This window comes from Serratia sp. J2 (genome assembly GCF_046269175.1).
In the GTDB taxonomy this organism is placed as follows: Bacteria; Pseudomonadota; Gammaproteobacteria; order Enterobacterales; family Enterobacteriaceae; genus Chania; species Chania fonticola_C.
The window spans coordinates 209,793-226,335 of record NZ_JBKABN010000003.1; the positions used below are offsets into that span (position 1 = coordinate 209,793).

A 16,543-nucleotide genomic window follows, 5' to 3' on the forward strand; every position below is an offset into this window, starting at 1 on the left:
CAGCTTTCAGCACCTCGCTGTATTTTCGCCAGTAATCTGATCCACCACTCTCGCCATACTCCCGTCAGGCTAATACCTTTTTTGGCAGCCTTACCTGCTCATTCACGTTGTTAATTATGGAAAGTGTACGTTGAACGCATCAGTGGACTCACTATTTGCGTCATCTTCAAGGAGGTACAGAGATGCAACAGACCTTACAGGACTGGGTAAGAGAAACGACGGGCACACAGTTATACGCAGTCCTGGCCAACACCCATGGCGCGCAAGGCATCAAAGCCTATTACCGTGAGGACGGCAGCCGCACGCCGTACGGGCTTTACGCCAACACACCCTATGCCAACTGGTTTGAAGTGATGCCGGTGCTGGTGCAGCTTAACGAAGGCAGCCCATTCTTACGCTGGGTGGCAGATACCCCTTTACGCAACTGGGGCTGGCTGGCACGTTCACCGTTGCCACAGGCTGCCCTGGCGGCCCACCTTGCCGGTTTGACGCAGGTGATTATGCCCAGCGGCAAAGCGGTGTTTTTCCGCTATTGGGATGGGCGTTATCTGCCAGCTTACCTGCGCTACTTTGGCGATGAGTGGCGCACTATCCTGCCGGTGTTCTCCGATTACTGGGTGAACGGCGAGGGTTTTACCTGCCCGATAGATCCTTCCGCGCAGGCCCAGATTAGCCCCTGGTGGCAGGTGCCCCAAGGGATGGTGGATGCACTGCTGGATGAAGATCCGGAGCCGCTGATCGCCAACCAGTTGACCTGGCTGCGCGAGAATGAGTTTGAACTCTATCAAGCCGTGCCGGAACCGGTGTTGCGCCAGATTGCGTTGCGGCTTTACCCACAGGTCTGGCAACAGACACCAGATCCGAAGAAGCGAACCGCCCGGTTGTCCCTGGCTCTGGTAGACGCACTGAGCCGCCGTACCAATCCGTTCGAGGTGATCACCCTCAACGTTTCCTCTTTTCGACCGTGAGTAATGGACTATGACGACCGAATATATTGCGAGTATTGACAATGCCTTACTGGGCTTCAAAAACAAGACCCTGCTGACCAAAGATTATCGGCAGGCTGTCAAGGAGTGGGCCGTCGCCAGCAAGCTTTCCGGCCTAATCGGTGGGCCGACGCTGGAGATGGAAAAAACCCTACGGCTCAACAATAACAAAACCGTGGCCTCTGAAGATGAGCGTAGTTTCGAGAGCACTGTGGTTACCTGCCCGAAAAACGGTGAGATCAGAGTGGCCCTCGCCTATGAGTCCACGTTTGAACTGCCCATCCCCGATGTGACTATCGAGGTCTATGAAAATACCAGTAAGGATAAGTACACCTTGGTGGGGACGAAGCAAACCGATGAACAAGGTGTGGCGCTCTTTCCTGATCTTACCGCTGGCAAAAAATACCGTGTTATCGCCACTGACAACCAAATGAAACAGCACAACGACCAGATGCTGCAAGCCTATGACGGCTTGATGCTGGATATGCACAGCGCCCTATCGACGCAATGGTTAACGTACAAACCGCAGTGGCAAAAAGATAAGCTTGCTGAGGAGTTGTGGGGGGCCCTAAGAAAGGGAATGTACGCCGGTTTGTTCTCCATGTGGGATGATATCAAGCTGGCCTTCCATGTGGCGACCAATGCAAAAGAGTACGGCCAGAAAATCTATTCGGAAGCCAGCAAGTACAAAGATCTCATTCCCGAACTGGATGAGCAAGACCTGGAGTCACTGCTGAAGGGCAGCATGCAGATGACCCGTGAGTTGCTGGCGCTGTTTAATGACGAAGCTGCGTTGTATCTGCTTATGCGCTCGGTGGAACTGCAAGTGTACATGTACCCGTGGGGCACATTGCTGCGACCGGTGGTGGAGGCCGGAGGCTCGCTGATCAGCGATAGCCTGATTGGCCTGGTTATCGGAGCCGTACTGTCCCTGGTGACCGGAGGGTTAGGGGTCGCGTTCCTGGTCTATAAAGTGGGAGCGGCGCTAAAAAAACTGGGTAGTGTGGGGAAACTCATCTGGGATGGGCTCATGACTATCCTGCAAGCAACCGAGAAACTGGCCAAGCATTTCTTTGAAAAAACTCGTGAATGGAACCTCAAGCGTCAGGCCAGTGCCCGGTTGAAACAGGGGCGGAATAACAAAGTACGCGAATCAAACCATGCACAACTGACTGATAATTCAGGCGCGGTGCATAACAGCGCCGCGAAAGATGCGGCAGGCCACTCCACGGTGAACTCGCAGTGCACCCCCGGCAGCGGCTGCCCGGTCTCGCTGATCAACGGCGAAGAGTTGCTTACTCTGGACGATGGGCAACTGATTGGCCTGACGCCCTTTATCTTCCAGCGTCAGTACCGCACCACCGCTGTCGAACGTACGTCTGTATTTGGTTTTGGCTGGAGCCATAGCCTGCAACATCAGGTGGAGTTTATCGGTGATGAACTGCACTGGACCGATCATCAAACCCTCACCACCATTCTGCCATTACCTACCGAAGTTTCCCCAAGCGGGCTTAACTATGTAGCCGGGGCCGCCGCCTATCTGGACGAAGAGCCCGATAGCTACTGCCTGATGGCCGGTAGCATGGAAGGCTGGGTGTTGCATGTGCATCGGGTTACGGGGCAAACGACCGGGCGCATCACCGGCCTTTCACACCGCCAGTTGCGGTTGACCCTGCATTATCACGATGGCTTACCTGTTCGGCTGGAACATCCGGCTGGTGCGGCCTTGCAGTTCAGCTATCAGGAGCTGCCTCAAGGCTGGCGCCTGACGCAGCTGAGCCTGATCCCAGAATCGGGTCGGGAAGAGGCTCTCCACCCGCTGATGACCTATGAGTACGATGAGCGGGGGCAACTGAGTGCCGCTATCAATGCGGCCGGGGAGGCCGAGCGCTATCAGTATCGTGATGATTATGTGTTCAGCCTGCGGCAGTTGGCCGGCGGGGCTGAGTTTTATTGGGAATGGCAAGGGGAAGGCAAACAAGCCCGTGCGGTGCGCCACTGGAGCAACCTGCCTAACCTTGACCAACGTTTTTTGTGGGATGAGCAACCCGGGGCCGTCACCCTGGTCCATCAGGACGGTTCACGGGAGACCTGGCAACATGACACCCGCTTCCGCCGTCTGATCAAGAAAGTCGACCCGGACGGCGCGACCCACCTCAATGAATACGGTGAACGCGGTGAGCTGCTGAGTGAAACCGATCCGTTGGGCAACCGCACCGAATATGGCTATAACGCTGAACTGCAGTGCACCTGGGTGCGAACGCCTGACGGACAGGAGACCCAATACCGTTATTCGCGTGGCCGAGTAGTAGAGAAAACCACCTGGAGCCTCGATCAGGAGGACAAGCTCCGTGAACGGTATCGCTACGATACGCAGGGCAACCTGACGGAGGAAACCGATGCATTGGGCAATACCTGCCACTACCTGTGGTCTGCACAAGGGGCACTCAACGAGGTGCAATACCCGGATGGCAGCCGCGAGCGCTTTGTCCGCGATGCGTTTGGCCAGGTGCTGGAACACCATCAGCGCAACGGGCTGACCCACTACTACCGTTACAACCTGCTGGGGCAAGTGATCCGGCACAGCGACAGCCCACTGGACGAGGCCGGGGTCAACGGCACCCGTTATACCTGGAATGCCGCCAACCGGCTGGAGGCTATTCACGCGCATGACGGCACGGTGCGCCACTACCGGTACAACGCCTACGGCAAGGTCACCAATGAGCGTGATGAAAAGGGACTGACCACCCAATACGAATACTATCCAAATTCCCGTTTGGTGAGCCGGGTGATTTACCCCGACCTCAGCCAGGTGGAATACCGTTATGACAGTCCGAAGAGTTTAGTCAGCGACATCATCAACCAGAACGGTGAACACCATCGGTTGGCCTATCACCCCAACGGGTTGGTGAGTGAAGAACACACCGTTGACGGACGCCACTTCCTCTATGACTACGACCTGAACGGGCACCTGACCCAGCGCACCGAGTACGGCACCAGCCAGAGTGAACAGACCGCATTGGTTACCCGCTATGAGCGGGATGCTGCCGGACGACTGGTACGCAAAGTGTTGCCGGACGGCAAGGAAATCAGCTACGCCTACGACACCTTTAACCGCCTGCGGCTGGTGGACGACGGGCAGTGGCCGCTGGCTTACGGTTACGATGAAGTCGGGCGGCTGACGGAAGAGTATCAGGGCTTCGCCAGCCTGTTTTACGGCTACGATAGCGCAGGTAACCTGACACGCCAATGCCTGCCCGACGGCAACATTCTGGCCTACCAGTACCAGCAGGGGCAGGTCTCGCGTATTGCACTCAATGGCCAGGTGCTGAGTGAGCACCAGTATCGCGGTGAGCAGGAAACCCGGCGTATCACCGGCAAGGTGGTGAGCGAGTTTGATTATGACGGACAGCAACGCCTGCGCTATCAACGGGCTACCGCCGTGGTACAGGCAGAAATGGAGGGTGACGCCCCAGACGTAACACCGGTGATGCAGCGCCGCTACGAGTACGACCCGGCAGGCAACCTGACGCAGATCCTCGACCCGCACAAAGGCAACCGGGAATACCGCTACGATAAGCAACATCGCCTGACCGAAGCGCTGCACCACCCGATAGCCTACCCTGAAGCCTTGCCGCAGGCGCTGCGCTGGCGGGGTATCAGTGAACGGTTTACGCACGATGCAGCGGGTAACGTATTGGGGAACGATGCTGCCTCCCGTGGAACACAAGTGCGTGGCAACCTGCTGAAGCAGAAAGGCGATGTGCAGTTCGAATATGACGAGTTTGGCAACCTGACACATGAAGTGCGCAGCAACAAGCCACTGTGGGTGCGGGAGTTCCGTTATGACTGCCAGCACCGGTTGGTGGAGTTCATTGAACAGCGCCAGGGGCAGAAAACCCATTTTGCCTATACCTATGATGCCTTTGGTCGGCGTATCCAAAAGCAGGACCTGCTGGCCCAACGGCCTAATGCCATAACCCGGTTCTTCTGGCAGGGCGAGCGGATGGTGGCAGAATGCGCCGACGATGATAATATCTTTACGGCGGATGACCCAAAACCGGCGCACCTGGCGACCTATAAAAGCTACCTGTTCAGCCCCGGTAGCTTTGTGCCGCTGGCGCAGTTACTGGGCAAAGGACGCAAGTCGGAGATTTACTACTACCTGAATGACCATCTGGGCACCCCGCAGGAACTGGTCAACGGCAAAGGACAGATTGCCTGGAGCGCGGCGTACCGCGCCTACGGCAATCTGGCGGTAGCGTTCGTTGAATCTGTGCCGCAACCACTGCGTTTTCAGGGGCAGTACTTCGATGCAGAAAGCGGGTTGCACTATAACCGGCATCGTTATTACTCACCGGAGACCGCAAGGTTTATCACCCCTGACCCTATTGGGCTGGCCGGTGGCCTAAACCAGACGCAGTATGTGCCTAACCCTACTGGGTGGGTGGATCCGCTGGGGTTGACTAGTGTGAAGAGGGGGTGCCCTCCGGACTCAGATATACCGGCTGGGGTGAAGACGGGTGAGCCGGAGATCCCTAAGATCACGCGTGGTGCCGACGTTACACCTGAAGTTATTCACACAGCTTTAAAAGGAGATTCTCTCCAAACAGTACAGGGGATGGTTTCACTCCCTGCTGTTCAACGCTATGTTGACCGATTATTGAAAGGAGACATTGCACCTCCGATCAAAGTTGATGGTAATGTAATCGTTGAGGGTAACCATCGATATGTTGCAGGAAAGGTCGTTGGAGTCCTTCCTGAAATAGGTGCGGGGACATTATCCCCAAGTAATATACCTAGAGTCAAGCCAATGCATGAAACAATAGTTGATCCAACTGATTGGGGCAATAATTAATGTTTATTATTAAATTTGAATCTGGAGAAGTTAAAGTTATCAATGCATCTAGTTTAGAGGGTTTCGATTTCTCTAGCGCATCTTTACATACGGCTATTTTTGAGGGCTATGTATTACGCCAAGCTAATTTTGAAAGCGCCAATTTACGAAGTGCTAACTTCTCCAACTGCGTTCTTGATTTTTCTGACCTTTCCAATTCATTGTTAATGAATGCTAATTTTTTAAATGCATCACTAATTAATTGCAATTTATCAAATGCAAAACTGATGGGAGCTTTTTTTCTTGGTTCAAATATGATTAACGCGAATTTATCTGAGGCTGACTTATTTTGTGTTAACTTTAACAACGCAAAGTTGAGTGGGGCCAACTTATCATCATCAAGAATTGAAACAGCTAGCTTTAATCAAGCTACTTATAATAGGCTTACAATTTGGCCTGATAACTTCGATCCTGAAAGCAAAGGTGCATTATTGATTAAATAAAAATTTAAAGCCAGATTACCGGGAATCCGCCCTATCGCACTTCCGGTAACCTAGCCCTAGCAGCTTTGTGCCACTGGCGCAGTTGCTGGGCAAAGGCCAATTTACTACCACCTGAATGACCACCAGGGAACGCCACAGGAACAGGTCAACGGCAAAGGACAGATTGTCTGGAGCGCGGCGTACCGTGCCTACGGCAATCTGGCGGTAGCGTTCGTTGAATCTGTGCCGCAGGCGCTGCGTTTTCAGGGCCAGTACTTCGACGCGGAGAGCGGGCTACACTATAACCGGTATCGTTATTATTCGCCGGAGACAGCCCGATTTATCACCCCTGACCCTATTGGGCTGGCCGGTGGACTGAACCAGACGCAGTATGTGCCTAACCCGACCGGATGGGTGGATCCGCTGGGGCTGGCGAGTGATCCTTGTAAGGAGCTAAGTAATCCTGGTTATCGTACAGAAATTCCTCATGGTTTTAATTCACTTGAGGAATATAATACATTTAAGAAAGTATTGTTAGATGACTTACCCCCCTAATACTGATGTTTATTTCCAAGGTAGCTCAGCAACAGGGTATAAGCACTCGACAGGCGAAAAATTTGATGTTAACCGCAGAAGCGATTTTGATATTGCGATAGTTAACGATGATTTATACTTAGGGGCTTTAAATGCACCAAAAGATAAAAAATTCAAACAAAAAACAGGCCCTCTACGTATAGGGCCACTTACTGATAATCAGGCAGAATATTTGAAGTTAGATGATCTTAGGCTTAAGCTTAGTCAAATATCTGGTAGAGATGTTGAACTCATGCTTTTTGATAATTCAACTGAGGCATTGAGACGACCTTCATTAAAGGTAAATAAATAATGACTACTGAAAATAAAGTTAAAAAATATGACACCCTAGCGATTAAGAGTAATGACATGGCTCTCTATAGTGAGTTATTTTCATCCATGCTAGATATGGAATATACAGAAAGAGAAGGGAGTTACCTAGGAGAACACAATACTTTCGATTTCGATAATAATGGAAAAATAGACATCATTCAAAATATAGAGGGTGAGGAACAGTATGATGAGGATCTGAAAGATTATGGCCTATATGTTCATGTTAGTAATATAGTTGAACAAGATAAATTCATTAAGGAAGCACTGAAAAACAAAGATGTTACACATGTTAGTAGACATGTGTATTCAAGTGATAAGATTTATACTTATAAATTTGATGATGAAAGTGATGAATTTAATTTACTCAGTGAAGAGTTAAGGTGATAAAATAATTAACTACCAACAAAAATCGCCTTGACTGATGCATTAAGTAAACAATTTCACTCAACGCAACTGGTAACATGTAGTGGAATTGAAGCATTGGTAAGGTCCCGCCGGGGTTGATAATTGATAAAAGTCAGATTGCCGTAGGCGCGGTACGCCGCGCTTCAGGCAATCTGACGGTAGCGTTTGTTGAGTCCTTTCCACAGTCGCTCATTTTGAATGGGTATTTCCATGATGTAGAAAGCAAGTTGTACTAAAGTCGGTATCGTTATTATTCAATCAGAGCTATACTAGCTCAGGAGGACAGTAAGCATTATGGGTCTAGAACTATTTGCTAAAGTAGACAAGATTATTGATGATTTTATAAATAAAATCACTTGTGACTTAATCAATGATTATGACATGGTCTATTCACGTAAAAAGAATATCGGCTTCGTCCACAAAGGTAATTTTTATCAAAATAGCGCCACTCCCCTTTTTTTATCTCTCTATGTCTATGGATATTGTCATACTATTCATTTATGGAAACCTGAACGAGCAAAATGTGATCAAAAATAAAATTGAAACGATTTTTGAAAGAAAATGAATTAAATATCAATCTATTGGAGTGCAGTGAGTTTTGATTTAAAAACTACCAATCCCAAAATAACGTCACACTACAAGTGTTCGGCGTCTACATGAAGCACTATAAACTTTATAACTCAACACATCTCAAAAAATATAGAGAAACATAAAATGAATTCAATAGAGCGTATATGTAGAGATCTTGGCTTACCTTGCGGGGATGAGTTCACCCAAGATTGGGCATATGAATTACCTGAGGGATTTCGTACTGAGGAATGGCTGAAAAATATATCTTAACTTACTCAAATTATAGTTACTCTGAATCTGAGCAAGATTTGCTGATGCAATTGATACTTGATGTTACTAATGATTGTTTAAATATGGGAATGGATGCAAATGATGATGTTATCGTTAAAGCATTAGGTTTTCTTTCAAACAATCATCAGAAGCATTTTCAGTTAATTGAATACTGGGCGTTAGATGGAGAACCGCTGGAGGATTGTTTTGCGTTGACTGATAAAGTAAGGGAAATAAAAAACAATAAGTGGCTGAAGTTATAGGGTTCGAACATGTTCGAACCCTATAAAACAAGCACAGAGTGACACACTGCAACACCCTGTTATTTAGTCCGCTTCCACGCATCCCGTACCTGTTCCGCCGTCACCGGCGCAGCCTGGTTCCCCCAGCTCCCGCGCAGATAGCTCATCAGATCGGCAGTCTTTTGATCGTTGAGCACCCAGCCATAACCCGGCATAACGATCGCCGTGGCATGTTGGGTAACCGGCGTATGCGCTCCTTCCAGCACCACGCGCAAGGCGGTCAGCGGATTTTCCGCCGTCACCGACAGATTGCCCGCCAGAGCAGGTATTACGTTGTCGCTCCCCTCCCCCTTATTGCCATGGCAAGTTGAGCAGTACATCGCATAGGTCTGCCCGCCAGAAGCCATGCTCGCGCTTGATGCCGCCATGGTTGCTACAGGTTTCGGTGCCTCTATCTCCAGGCTGTGCACATACTGTGCGATAGCTTTTAAATCGTCATCGCTGAGGTATTGCGTGCTGTGCGCCACCACGTCACTCATCGGCCCAGCCACTGCCGCATGTCGGCTACGGCCGCTTTTCAGCAGCGCAACCACATCATCCGGCTTCAACCCACGCAGGCTCGGTGCATACCAACCATCCAACTCTGCGCCACTCAGGAACTCTGGAGATTGGTTATCCAGCCCTTGTTCCTGCATCGCCCAGCCGCGCGGAGTATGGCAACTGCCACAGTGACCCAACCCCTGCACCAGATAGGCGCCGCGATTCCATTGGGCGCTTTGCTTACTGTCTGGCTGATAGGTTTGGTCTTCATGGAACAGCATATTCCATACCGCTAACGGCCAACGCATGGACAACGGCCAGCTGATATCGCTTTCCCGGTTGGCAGTGTCTTGCGCCGGGACTTCGTGCATCAGGTAGTCATACAGAGCGCGCATGTCCTGCTCGCTCATTTTGGCGTAAGAGGTATAAGGCATAGCGGGATACAAACGATGCCCATCTTTGGCCACGCCCTGCCGCATGGCACGGTCGAACTCTTCAAAGCTGTAGCTGCCAATTCCCTGCTGTTTATCCGGTGTGATATTGGTGGCATAGATATCCCCCACCGGCGTTGGGAACTTCATCCCACCCGCCAGTTCCTTACCACCCGGAGCCGTATGGCAAGCCGTACAGTCCCCTGCCTTGGCCACGTATTCACCGGCGGACATGGCGTGAGCCGAGCCACCAGCCAGTAACAGCATCAGATACAACGGACGTAATGTCATACCCCCTCCTTGGCAGCCACTTTGCCGTAAGCCAGTTCATTCACTGCTCGCCAAGCCTGATCGATCGCCGAGTTGGCATACGGGCTCCAGTCGGAATCAGAATTGGCAATGACGATCTTGCCGATCGGCTGACGCGCGGTTTCGATGATCTTTTTAGTCTCATCTTCATCATCGAACATGCCGTTGAGGAAATAGGAGTAACCATGCGACCAGCGGTTGACGGTGATCGCCTGAATATCCCGCTGATGATCAAATCCGGCATCACCTAACATGCCCTGCAACTGTTCACGGATCATCTGCTCGTGTACCTCAAACGGGGTTCCTAGCAACAGCGCTCGTCCTTTGCGCGACTGTTCACGCGGGCTCAGGCCGCTGCCGGACAAGGTCGGCACATACACCATATGCAGCCCGATAGGCTGGTTTGGATCGCGCGGGTGCTGATATCCCCCCATGCTTACCGGATAGTCCAGTTTCACCCGGCTGTAAGGCGCGGTAGGAGAATAGACTTCGTGCACCCCCAGTTTGATAAACGGCTGCCAGTTGCGGATCACCACCTTACTGTACACCAACGGCGATTTGACGTTCTGCTTCAGCGCTTCTTGCTGCTCGTGAGGCATTTCCGGGATCAGATAAGGGATCATCATATTGTAACCGGCCATCACCACCTGCCCGGCACGCACTTTGACCATCTTCTCGCCGTTGATATAGGCCACCTCGGCCTTATCACCCACGTTGGCCACGTGCAGCCCGGTGCTGTTCAAGCGTAGTTTCACCGGCGACTCTGGGCGATCCAACTGGCTGTAATCAAACTGCGCCAGGATGACGTCGTTCATATCTTTGCCACCCGGTGCCACCGCAGGGATCAAATGACGCACCATCAGACGAGCCAGCGTAGCGTTGCCATCCGGGAAGTGGAATACATAGGGATCGTCGAGATCGGCCTGCGATTCCTCGTCCAGCGGCGGCAGGTTCATACCGCTCAAGCCTGGCAGATCACAGATGCGGGCATCGCTACAAGAGGTCGCATCAATGCCGACGGCCTGGAAATCGTTGGTGGTTTGCTGGAAATAGCGGATCGCCATTTCGCTCAGCCCCACTTTCTCACGTAGGAACTGGCTATAGCTGTGCTTGTCCAACCAGGCCACCTTCTCTTCCTGGCTCAGCCCCGGCAGGTAGTCTTTTTCGACGGTGTGCAGCGCAATCAAGGCCTGGCGATCGGCCTGCGGCAACGGGAAGTCGTTGATAAAATCTTCATAAGAGCGACCATTGAGGCGATCGCGCGGAATATCATCCGCCACCACTCGGCCCGGATCGCCACTCACCACCTTATCAACGCCAAAGTTCTGGCGATCGAAGTAGACGCCACGGCTGAGATTCAGGTCTGGGTAGAAGGTGGTGTCGAAGGCCTTTTCCATACCGTCCAGGCTAACGCCCAGATTTTTCAGCAACCCCATGGCAACCGGGCTGAAGTTGGAACGCGGCGACTGTAACGATTCGCTGCCCCCATAGCCAAGGAGAGTACCGTTCTCGGTGCTGAATTCGTTACGCTTGGCGTGGCCGCCAAAGTCATCATGGTTATCAATCAGCAAAATACGTTGCTGTTTGCCCTTCATCTGCTGCCAAAAACAGGCCGCCGCCAGTCCGCTGATACCAGCGCCGACGACCACCAGATCGAATTCCTCCTCGATCGGCAGGCTGCCAAAATCAAAGGTTTTGCCATCACGCCCTAGTTGGTGGGCATGTTCAAATGAGCCTGGATGATTGCCACGCAGGCCAGTTAACGCGGGTGGGTAATACAGGGTTTGATGGGCGGCTTGCGGTGATGCGCGCAGGATCTGCATCGGCGTTAGCCCGGCGGCGATGGTGATCGCCACCCCATTAAGAAAATCGCGACGGGTGATAGCCATAAAAGCGTCCTTTTATTCTTTATTATTATCAGGCCAGCCGAAGCCAGCCTGAGAGCCGCGTTATTGTGCGTATAAATCCAGCCAGATCAAGCAGATTAGTGTTTGAACATCACATGGCGAATGGTGGTGTAATCCTCCAGCCCGTACATCGACATGTCTTTGCCATAGCCAGACAGCTTCTGCCCGCCGTGCGGCATTTCGCTCACCAGCATAAAGTGGGTGTTGACCCAGGTGCAGCCATACTGCAAACGCGCGCTCAGGCGATGGGCACGCCCTACGTCACGCGTCCACAAGGAGGAAGCCAAGCCGTAATTGGAGGCGTTGGCCCAGGCCAGCACCTGCGCTTCGTCGTCGAATTCCGTCACCGTCACTACCGGGCCAAACACTTCACGCTGGACGATCTCATCTTCCTGGCGCGCGCCTGCCAACAGCGTTGGTTGGAAATAGAAGCCAGGGCCAGCGACTTTTTCACCCCCGGTGACCACCTGGATATGAGGCAGTGCTTTGGCTCGCTCAACAAAGCCAATCACTCGCTCCAGATGCTGGGAAGTGATCAACGGCCCTAATTCGGTACTGCTGTCTTCCGGAGGCCCGATCTTCAAGCTGGCCACCGCTTCACCCAGCGCTTTCACCAGTTGCGGGTAAATGCCTTTTTGCGCATAGATCCGGCATGCGGCTGTGCAATCCTGCCCGGCATTGTAAAAACCGAAGGTGCGGATACCGTCAACAACCTGCTGGATATCGGCATCATCGAAGACGATTACCGGCGCTTTGCCTCCCAGCTCCATATGGGTGCGTTTAATCCCAGGTGCGGTGTGGGCAATGATGTGCTCGCCGGTAGCAATAGAACCGGTAAGAGATACCATGCGCACCTTGTCATGGCCGGTCAGCACATCGCCCACGCTGGCACCACGGCCAAACAACACGTTGAGTACGCCCGGCGGAAACACGCCAGCAGCCAGTTCGGCCAGCTTGAAGGTGGTTAGCGGCGTCTGTTCAGAAGGTTTGATCACCACGCAGTTCCCCGCCGCCAACGCGGGTGCCAACTTCCAGGCGGCCATCATCAGCGGGTAGTTCCAGGGAGCAATCGAAGCCACCACACCCAGCGGATCGCGGCGGATCATCGAGGTGTGTCCCGCCAGATATTCACCGGCCGCCATACCACTCAGGCAACGGCTGGCACCGGCAAAGAAGCGGAAGACATCGGCCACCGCAGGCAATTCGTCATTCAACGCGCAGTGATAAGGCTTGCCGCAGTTGAGGGATTCCAGTTTGGCGAAGGTTTCCGCATGCTGGTCAATCACGTCCGCCAGCGCCAGTAAGTGCTCAGCACGTTCTTTCGGGGTGGTTTGCCCCCACTGTTCAAACGCCGCATCGGCGGCCAGCACGGCCTCTTCAACCTGCTGTGCGCTGGCCTCGGCCACCTGCACAATCACTTCTCCCGTCGCCGGGTTGTAGACCGGCAACTTTTCGCCCTGGCCGGTAACCAGTTGACCATTAATCAGCAGTTGGCTTTGCATAGGGTTATCCTTTGGAAATATTGGCATCAATTAAGGTGTTATTTACCGCTACCAGCGACGCTTTCTCCGCCTTTGGTCAGGTAGTACGCGCCCAGGATCGGGAACATCGTCAATACCATCACCGACAGCGCCACCACGTTGGTGATCGGCACATCACGTGGGCGGCCCAGTTGATTCAGCAGCCACAGCGGCAGCGTACGTTCGTGCCCGGCGGTAAAGGTGGTCACGATGATTTCGTCAAATGACAGGGCAAACGCCAGCATCCCCCCCGCCAACAGTGCCGAGCCCAGATTCGGCAAGATCACGTAACGGAAGGTCTGCCAGCCATCAGCCCCCAAATCCATCGAAGCTTCGATCAGGCTGTGTGAGGTACGGCGGAAGCGGGCGATCACGTTGTTGAACACGATCACCACGCAGAAGGTGGCATGGCCGATGACGATCGTCATGATCCCCGGTTCGATATTCAGCGCCTTAAACGCCGCCAGCAGCGCCAGACCGGTGACAATCCCCGGCAAGGCAATAGGTAACAGCAGCAGCAACGAAATGCTGTCCTTGCCGAAGAAGTCCCGGCGATACAGCGCCGCTGCTGCCAACGTGCCGAGCACCAGCGCAATCGCCGTGGCCAGGCAGGCGATCTGCACCGAAAGCAGTACCGCATCAATAATGTCCTGCCGCCCCGCCGCCACGCTGAACCAATGCAGGGTAAAACCCCGCGGTGGGAAGCTGAACGCCGCGTCTTCGGTGTTGAAGGCGTACATGGCGATAATCACTATCGGGAAGTGCAGGAAGATCAGGCCACCCCAGGCGGCCAGTTTCAGCCCTAACGGCGCGCGTTCAGAGTGCATCGAAGGCCCCCAGGCGTTTCACAATCGAGAGATAAATGGCGATCAGGACGATCGGCACCAGCGTAAAGGCAGCCGCCATCGGCATATTGCCGATCGCCCCCTGTTGGGCATACACCATGCTGCCGATAAAGTAGCCCGGCGGCCCCACCAGCTGTGGCACGATAAAGTCGCCCAGCGTCAGCGAAAAAGTAAAGATAGAACCGGCTGCGATCCCCGGTACCGCCAGCGGCAGGATCACATAGCGGAACGTCTGCGATGGGCGAGCCCCCAGATCCGCAGAAGCATGCAGCAACGAAGGTGGCAAGCGCTCTAACGCCGCCTGGATCGGTAAGATCATGAACGGCAGCCAAATATAGACAAACACCAGGAAGCGCCCAAGACCGGAAGTGGATAGCGTATTACCCCCTACGCCGGGAATGCTCAGAATGCTCGCCAATACCGGCTCCAGCCCCATATGTTGCAGGAACCACTGGGCCACGCCGTCTTTCGCCAGCAGCAGCGTCCAGGCATAAGCTTTAACGATGTAGCTGGCCCACATCGGCATCATCACGGCGATATAAAAGAATGCCTTCACCTTGCCGCTGGTATAGCGGGCCATGTAATAGGCGATCGGGAATGCCAATACCGCACTGGCCAGCGAAACCACCACTGCCATGGTCAGCGTACGCACGATGATGTCGTAGTTGGCCGGGTTGAACAGCGCGCTCAGGTTGGCGAAGGTCAGATCCGGCGTCACCGTCATGGTGAAATCGTCGAAGGTGTAAAAACCCTGCCACAGCAAGGTCAGCAACGAGCCCAGATACACCGCCCCAAACCACAGCAGCGGTGGCACCAGCAATAACAGCAGATACAGCGTTGGCTTGCGGTACAGGTAGGTTGAAATCGCGCGAATTTTACCGCCGGGCGCTGCCGGCTGCTCGATGCTCATGTCCATCTCACCTCTCCTCCAGCAGCGGTACCATTGCCTCTCTGGCCCAACAGGCGGTGACCGGCTGGCCGATCAGGCGCTGCTGTGCCACGGCCTGCCACTGCGGGTTAGCCTGGCTGACCAGCAGTTTCTCACCGCTGCTGAGGGCGATTTCATAGCGTGTCGCCGCCCCTTGGTAATGGATATCCTGCAAGGTGCCCTGAACCTGAACTTCCCCTTGCGTTGCGCCGCTTTGATCCAGCAGGCGGATATGCTCCGGGCGGATCGAGAAGGTGGCCGATTGCCCCAGCAACCGTTCCGCCAGTTCGCTGCGTACCACGTTGGACGTGCCGACAAACTCGGCAACAAACGGCGTTCTTGGCCGCATATACAGTTCGCGTGGCGCATCTACCTGCTCAATACGGCCATTGTTAAATACCGCCACCCGATCGGACATCGACAGGGCTTCGCTTTGATCGTGCGTGACGAAGATAAAGGTGATGCCCAGTTGGCGTTGCAGCTTCTTCAACTCCCCCTGCATCTGCTCGCGCAGTTTCAGATCCAACGCCCCGAGCGGTTCGTCCAGCAGCAGTACGCGTGGGCGATTGACTAATGCACGAGCCAGAGCCACGCGCTGACGCTGGCCACCGGAAAGGTGCGCCGGTTTACGCTCGGCAGCAAACCCCAATGCCACGCTTTCCAATGCCTGATTCGCCCTGGCCAGTCGTTCACGCTTGGCAACGCCTTTCACCATCAGGCCGTAGGCCACGTTCTCCAGCACTGACATATGCGGGAACAGCGCATAGTCCTGGAACACGGTATTCACATCGCGCTGATAAGGCGGCAGATTGCTCGCCTCTTGCCCATGAATGCGGATGGAGCCGGAGCTCAGTTGCTCAAAGCCGGCAATCAACCGCAGGCAGGTGGTTTTACCCGAGCCAGAAGGCCCAAGCATGGAGAAAAACTCGCCGTCCTGTATTTCAACAGAAACCCGATCTACGGCGCGAACATCGCCGAAAATGCGCGAGACATCGATAAACTGCACAGCAATGGTCATGATGTACGCTCCAAAATGTTGCCCCTCACCCCAACCCTCTCCCACAGGGAGAGGGAGCCGTCAGGCACTCGTAGGTGAGAACAGTGGTGGTTATCTACCGCCCGTAATGGCGATATAGTCCAGCAGTTCACCCAACCTCTCTCAAAGGGAGAGCGAGCCGTCAGGCACTCGTAGGTGAGAACAGTGGTGGTTATCTACCACCCGTAATGGCGATATAGTCCAGCAGTTCACCCAACCTCTCTCAAAGAGAGAGGGAGCCGTCAGGCACTCGTAGGTGAGAACAGTGGTGGTTATCTACCGCCCGTAATGGCGATGTAGTCCAGTTGTTCACCCCAATGCTCCCAAAG

At 53.6% G+C, this 16,543-nt stretch carries 13 protein-coding genes; 7 read left to right on the forward strand and 6 right to left on the reverse strand.

Annotation, left to right across the window (positions count from 1 at the left end; all coding sequences use genetic code 11):
• Nucleotides 1-182 precede the first annotated feature (182 nt).
• The 7 genes from ACKWMY_RS04565 (at nucleotide 183) to ACKWMY_RS04595 (ending at nucleotide 8,719) form a co-directional block, all read left to right on the forward strand.
• Nucleotides 183-968 carry a DUF4123 domain-containing protein gene (locus ACKWMY_RS04565; RefSeq protein WP_211134442.1) on the forward strand — a complete coding sequence of 262 codons (786 nt, stop codon included), beginning with the start codon at nucleotides 183-185 and terminating at the stop codon, nucleotides 966-968.
• 10 nt (nucleotides 969-978) lie between these two features.
• A complete protein-coding gene (locus ACKWMY_RS04570) occupies nucleotides 979-5,844 on the forward strand; it encodes an RHS repeat-associated core domain-containing protein (RefSeq protein ID WP_409485961.1) in 4,866 nt (1,621 codons plus the stop codon).
• Nucleotides 5,844-6,326: a pentapeptide repeat-containing protein gene (locus ACKWMY_RS04575; protein WP_211134444.1), complete on the forward strand. Its 483-nt coding sequence runs from the start codon at nucleotides 5,844-5,846 to the stop codon at nucleotides 6,324-6,326. The genes ACKWMY_RS04570 and ACKWMY_RS04575 overlap by 1 nt, the downstream gene beginning before the upstream one ends.
• A 111-nt stretch (nucleotides 6,327-6,437) precedes the next feature.
• Nucleotides 6,438-6,860 carry an RHS repeat domain-containing protein gene (locus tag ACKWMY_RS04580; protein WP_211134457.1) on the forward strand — a complete coding sequence of 141 codons (423 nt, stop codon included), beginning with the start codon at nucleotides 6,438-6,440 and terminating at the stop codon, nucleotides 6,858-6,860.
• On the forward strand, nucleotides 6,844-7,191 hold the full coding sequence (locus ACKWMY_RS04585) for a hypothetical protein (RefSeq protein WP_211134445.1): 348 nt from the start codon (nucleotides 6,844-6,846) through the stop codon (nucleotides 7,189-7,191). The genes ACKWMY_RS04580 and ACKWMY_RS04585 overlap by 17 nt, the downstream gene beginning before the upstream one ends.
• Nucleotides 7,191-7,595, forward strand: coding sequence for a hypothetical protein (locus tag ACKWMY_RS04590; RefSeq protein ID WP_211134446.1), 405 nt, complete (start codon nucleotides 7,191-7,193; stop codon nucleotides 7,593-7,595). Before ACKWMY_RS04585 ends, ACKWMY_RS04590 begins: the two co-directional genes overlap by 1 nt.
• An 839-nt stretch (nucleotides 7,596-8,434) precedes the next feature.
• Nucleotides 8,435-8,719, forward strand: a complete 285-nt coding sequence (locus tag ACKWMY_RS04595) for a hypothetical protein (protein WP_409485962.1) — start codon at nucleotides 8,435-8,437, stop codon at nucleotides 8,717-8,719.
• Nucleotides 8,720-8,778: 59 nt separating this feature from the next.
• Here ACKWMY_RS04595 and ACKWMY_RS04600 read toward each other — a convergent pair whose 3' ends face one another.
• From ACKWMY_RS04600 to ACKWMY_RS04625, 6 genes are all read right to left on the reverse strand, one after another.
• Nucleotides 8,779-9,960, reverse strand: a complete 1,182-nt coding sequence (locus ACKWMY_RS04600) for a c-type cytochrome (protein WP_199062711.1) — start codon at nucleotides 9,958-9,960, stop codon at nucleotides 8,779-8,781.
• Nucleotides 9,957-11,867, reverse strand: coding sequence for an NAD(P)-binding protein (locus ACKWMY_RS04605; protein WP_409485963.1), 1,911 nt, complete (start codon nucleotides 11,865-11,867; stop codon nucleotides 9,957-9,959). The genes ACKWMY_RS04600 and ACKWMY_RS04605 overlap by 4 nt, the downstream gene beginning before the upstream one ends.
• 95 nt (nucleotides 11,868-11,962) lie before the next feature.
• A complete protein-coding gene (gene patD, locus ACKWMY_RS04610; RefSeq protein WP_098930043.1) occupies nucleotides 11,963-13,387 on the reverse strand; it encodes an aminobutyraldehyde dehydrogenase in 1,425 nt (474 codons plus the stop codon).
• Between the two features lie 38 nt (nucleotides 13,388-13,425).
• Nucleotides 13,426-14,232 (reverse strand): ABC transporter permease, encoded by an 807-nt coding sequence (locus ACKWMY_RS04615; RefSeq protein ID WP_021178881.1) that lies wholly within the window; start codon nucleotides 14,230-14,232, stop codon nucleotides 13,426-13,428.
• Nucleotides 14,222-15,166, reverse strand: coding sequence for an ABC transporter permease (locus ACKWMY_RS04620; RefSeq protein WP_021807702.1), 945 nt, complete (start codon nucleotides 15,164-15,166; stop codon nucleotides 14,222-14,224). Before ACKWMY_RS04620 ends, ACKWMY_RS04615 begins: the two co-directional genes overlap by 11 nt.
• A 1-nt stretch (nucleotide 15,167) precedes the next feature.
• A complete protein-coding gene (locus ACKWMY_RS04625) occupies nucleotides 15,168-16,196 on the reverse strand; it encodes an ABC transporter ATP-binding protein (RefSeq protein ID WP_021178883.1) in 1,029 nt (342 codons plus the stop codon).
• Nucleotides 16,197-16,543 lie beyond the last annotated feature (347 nt).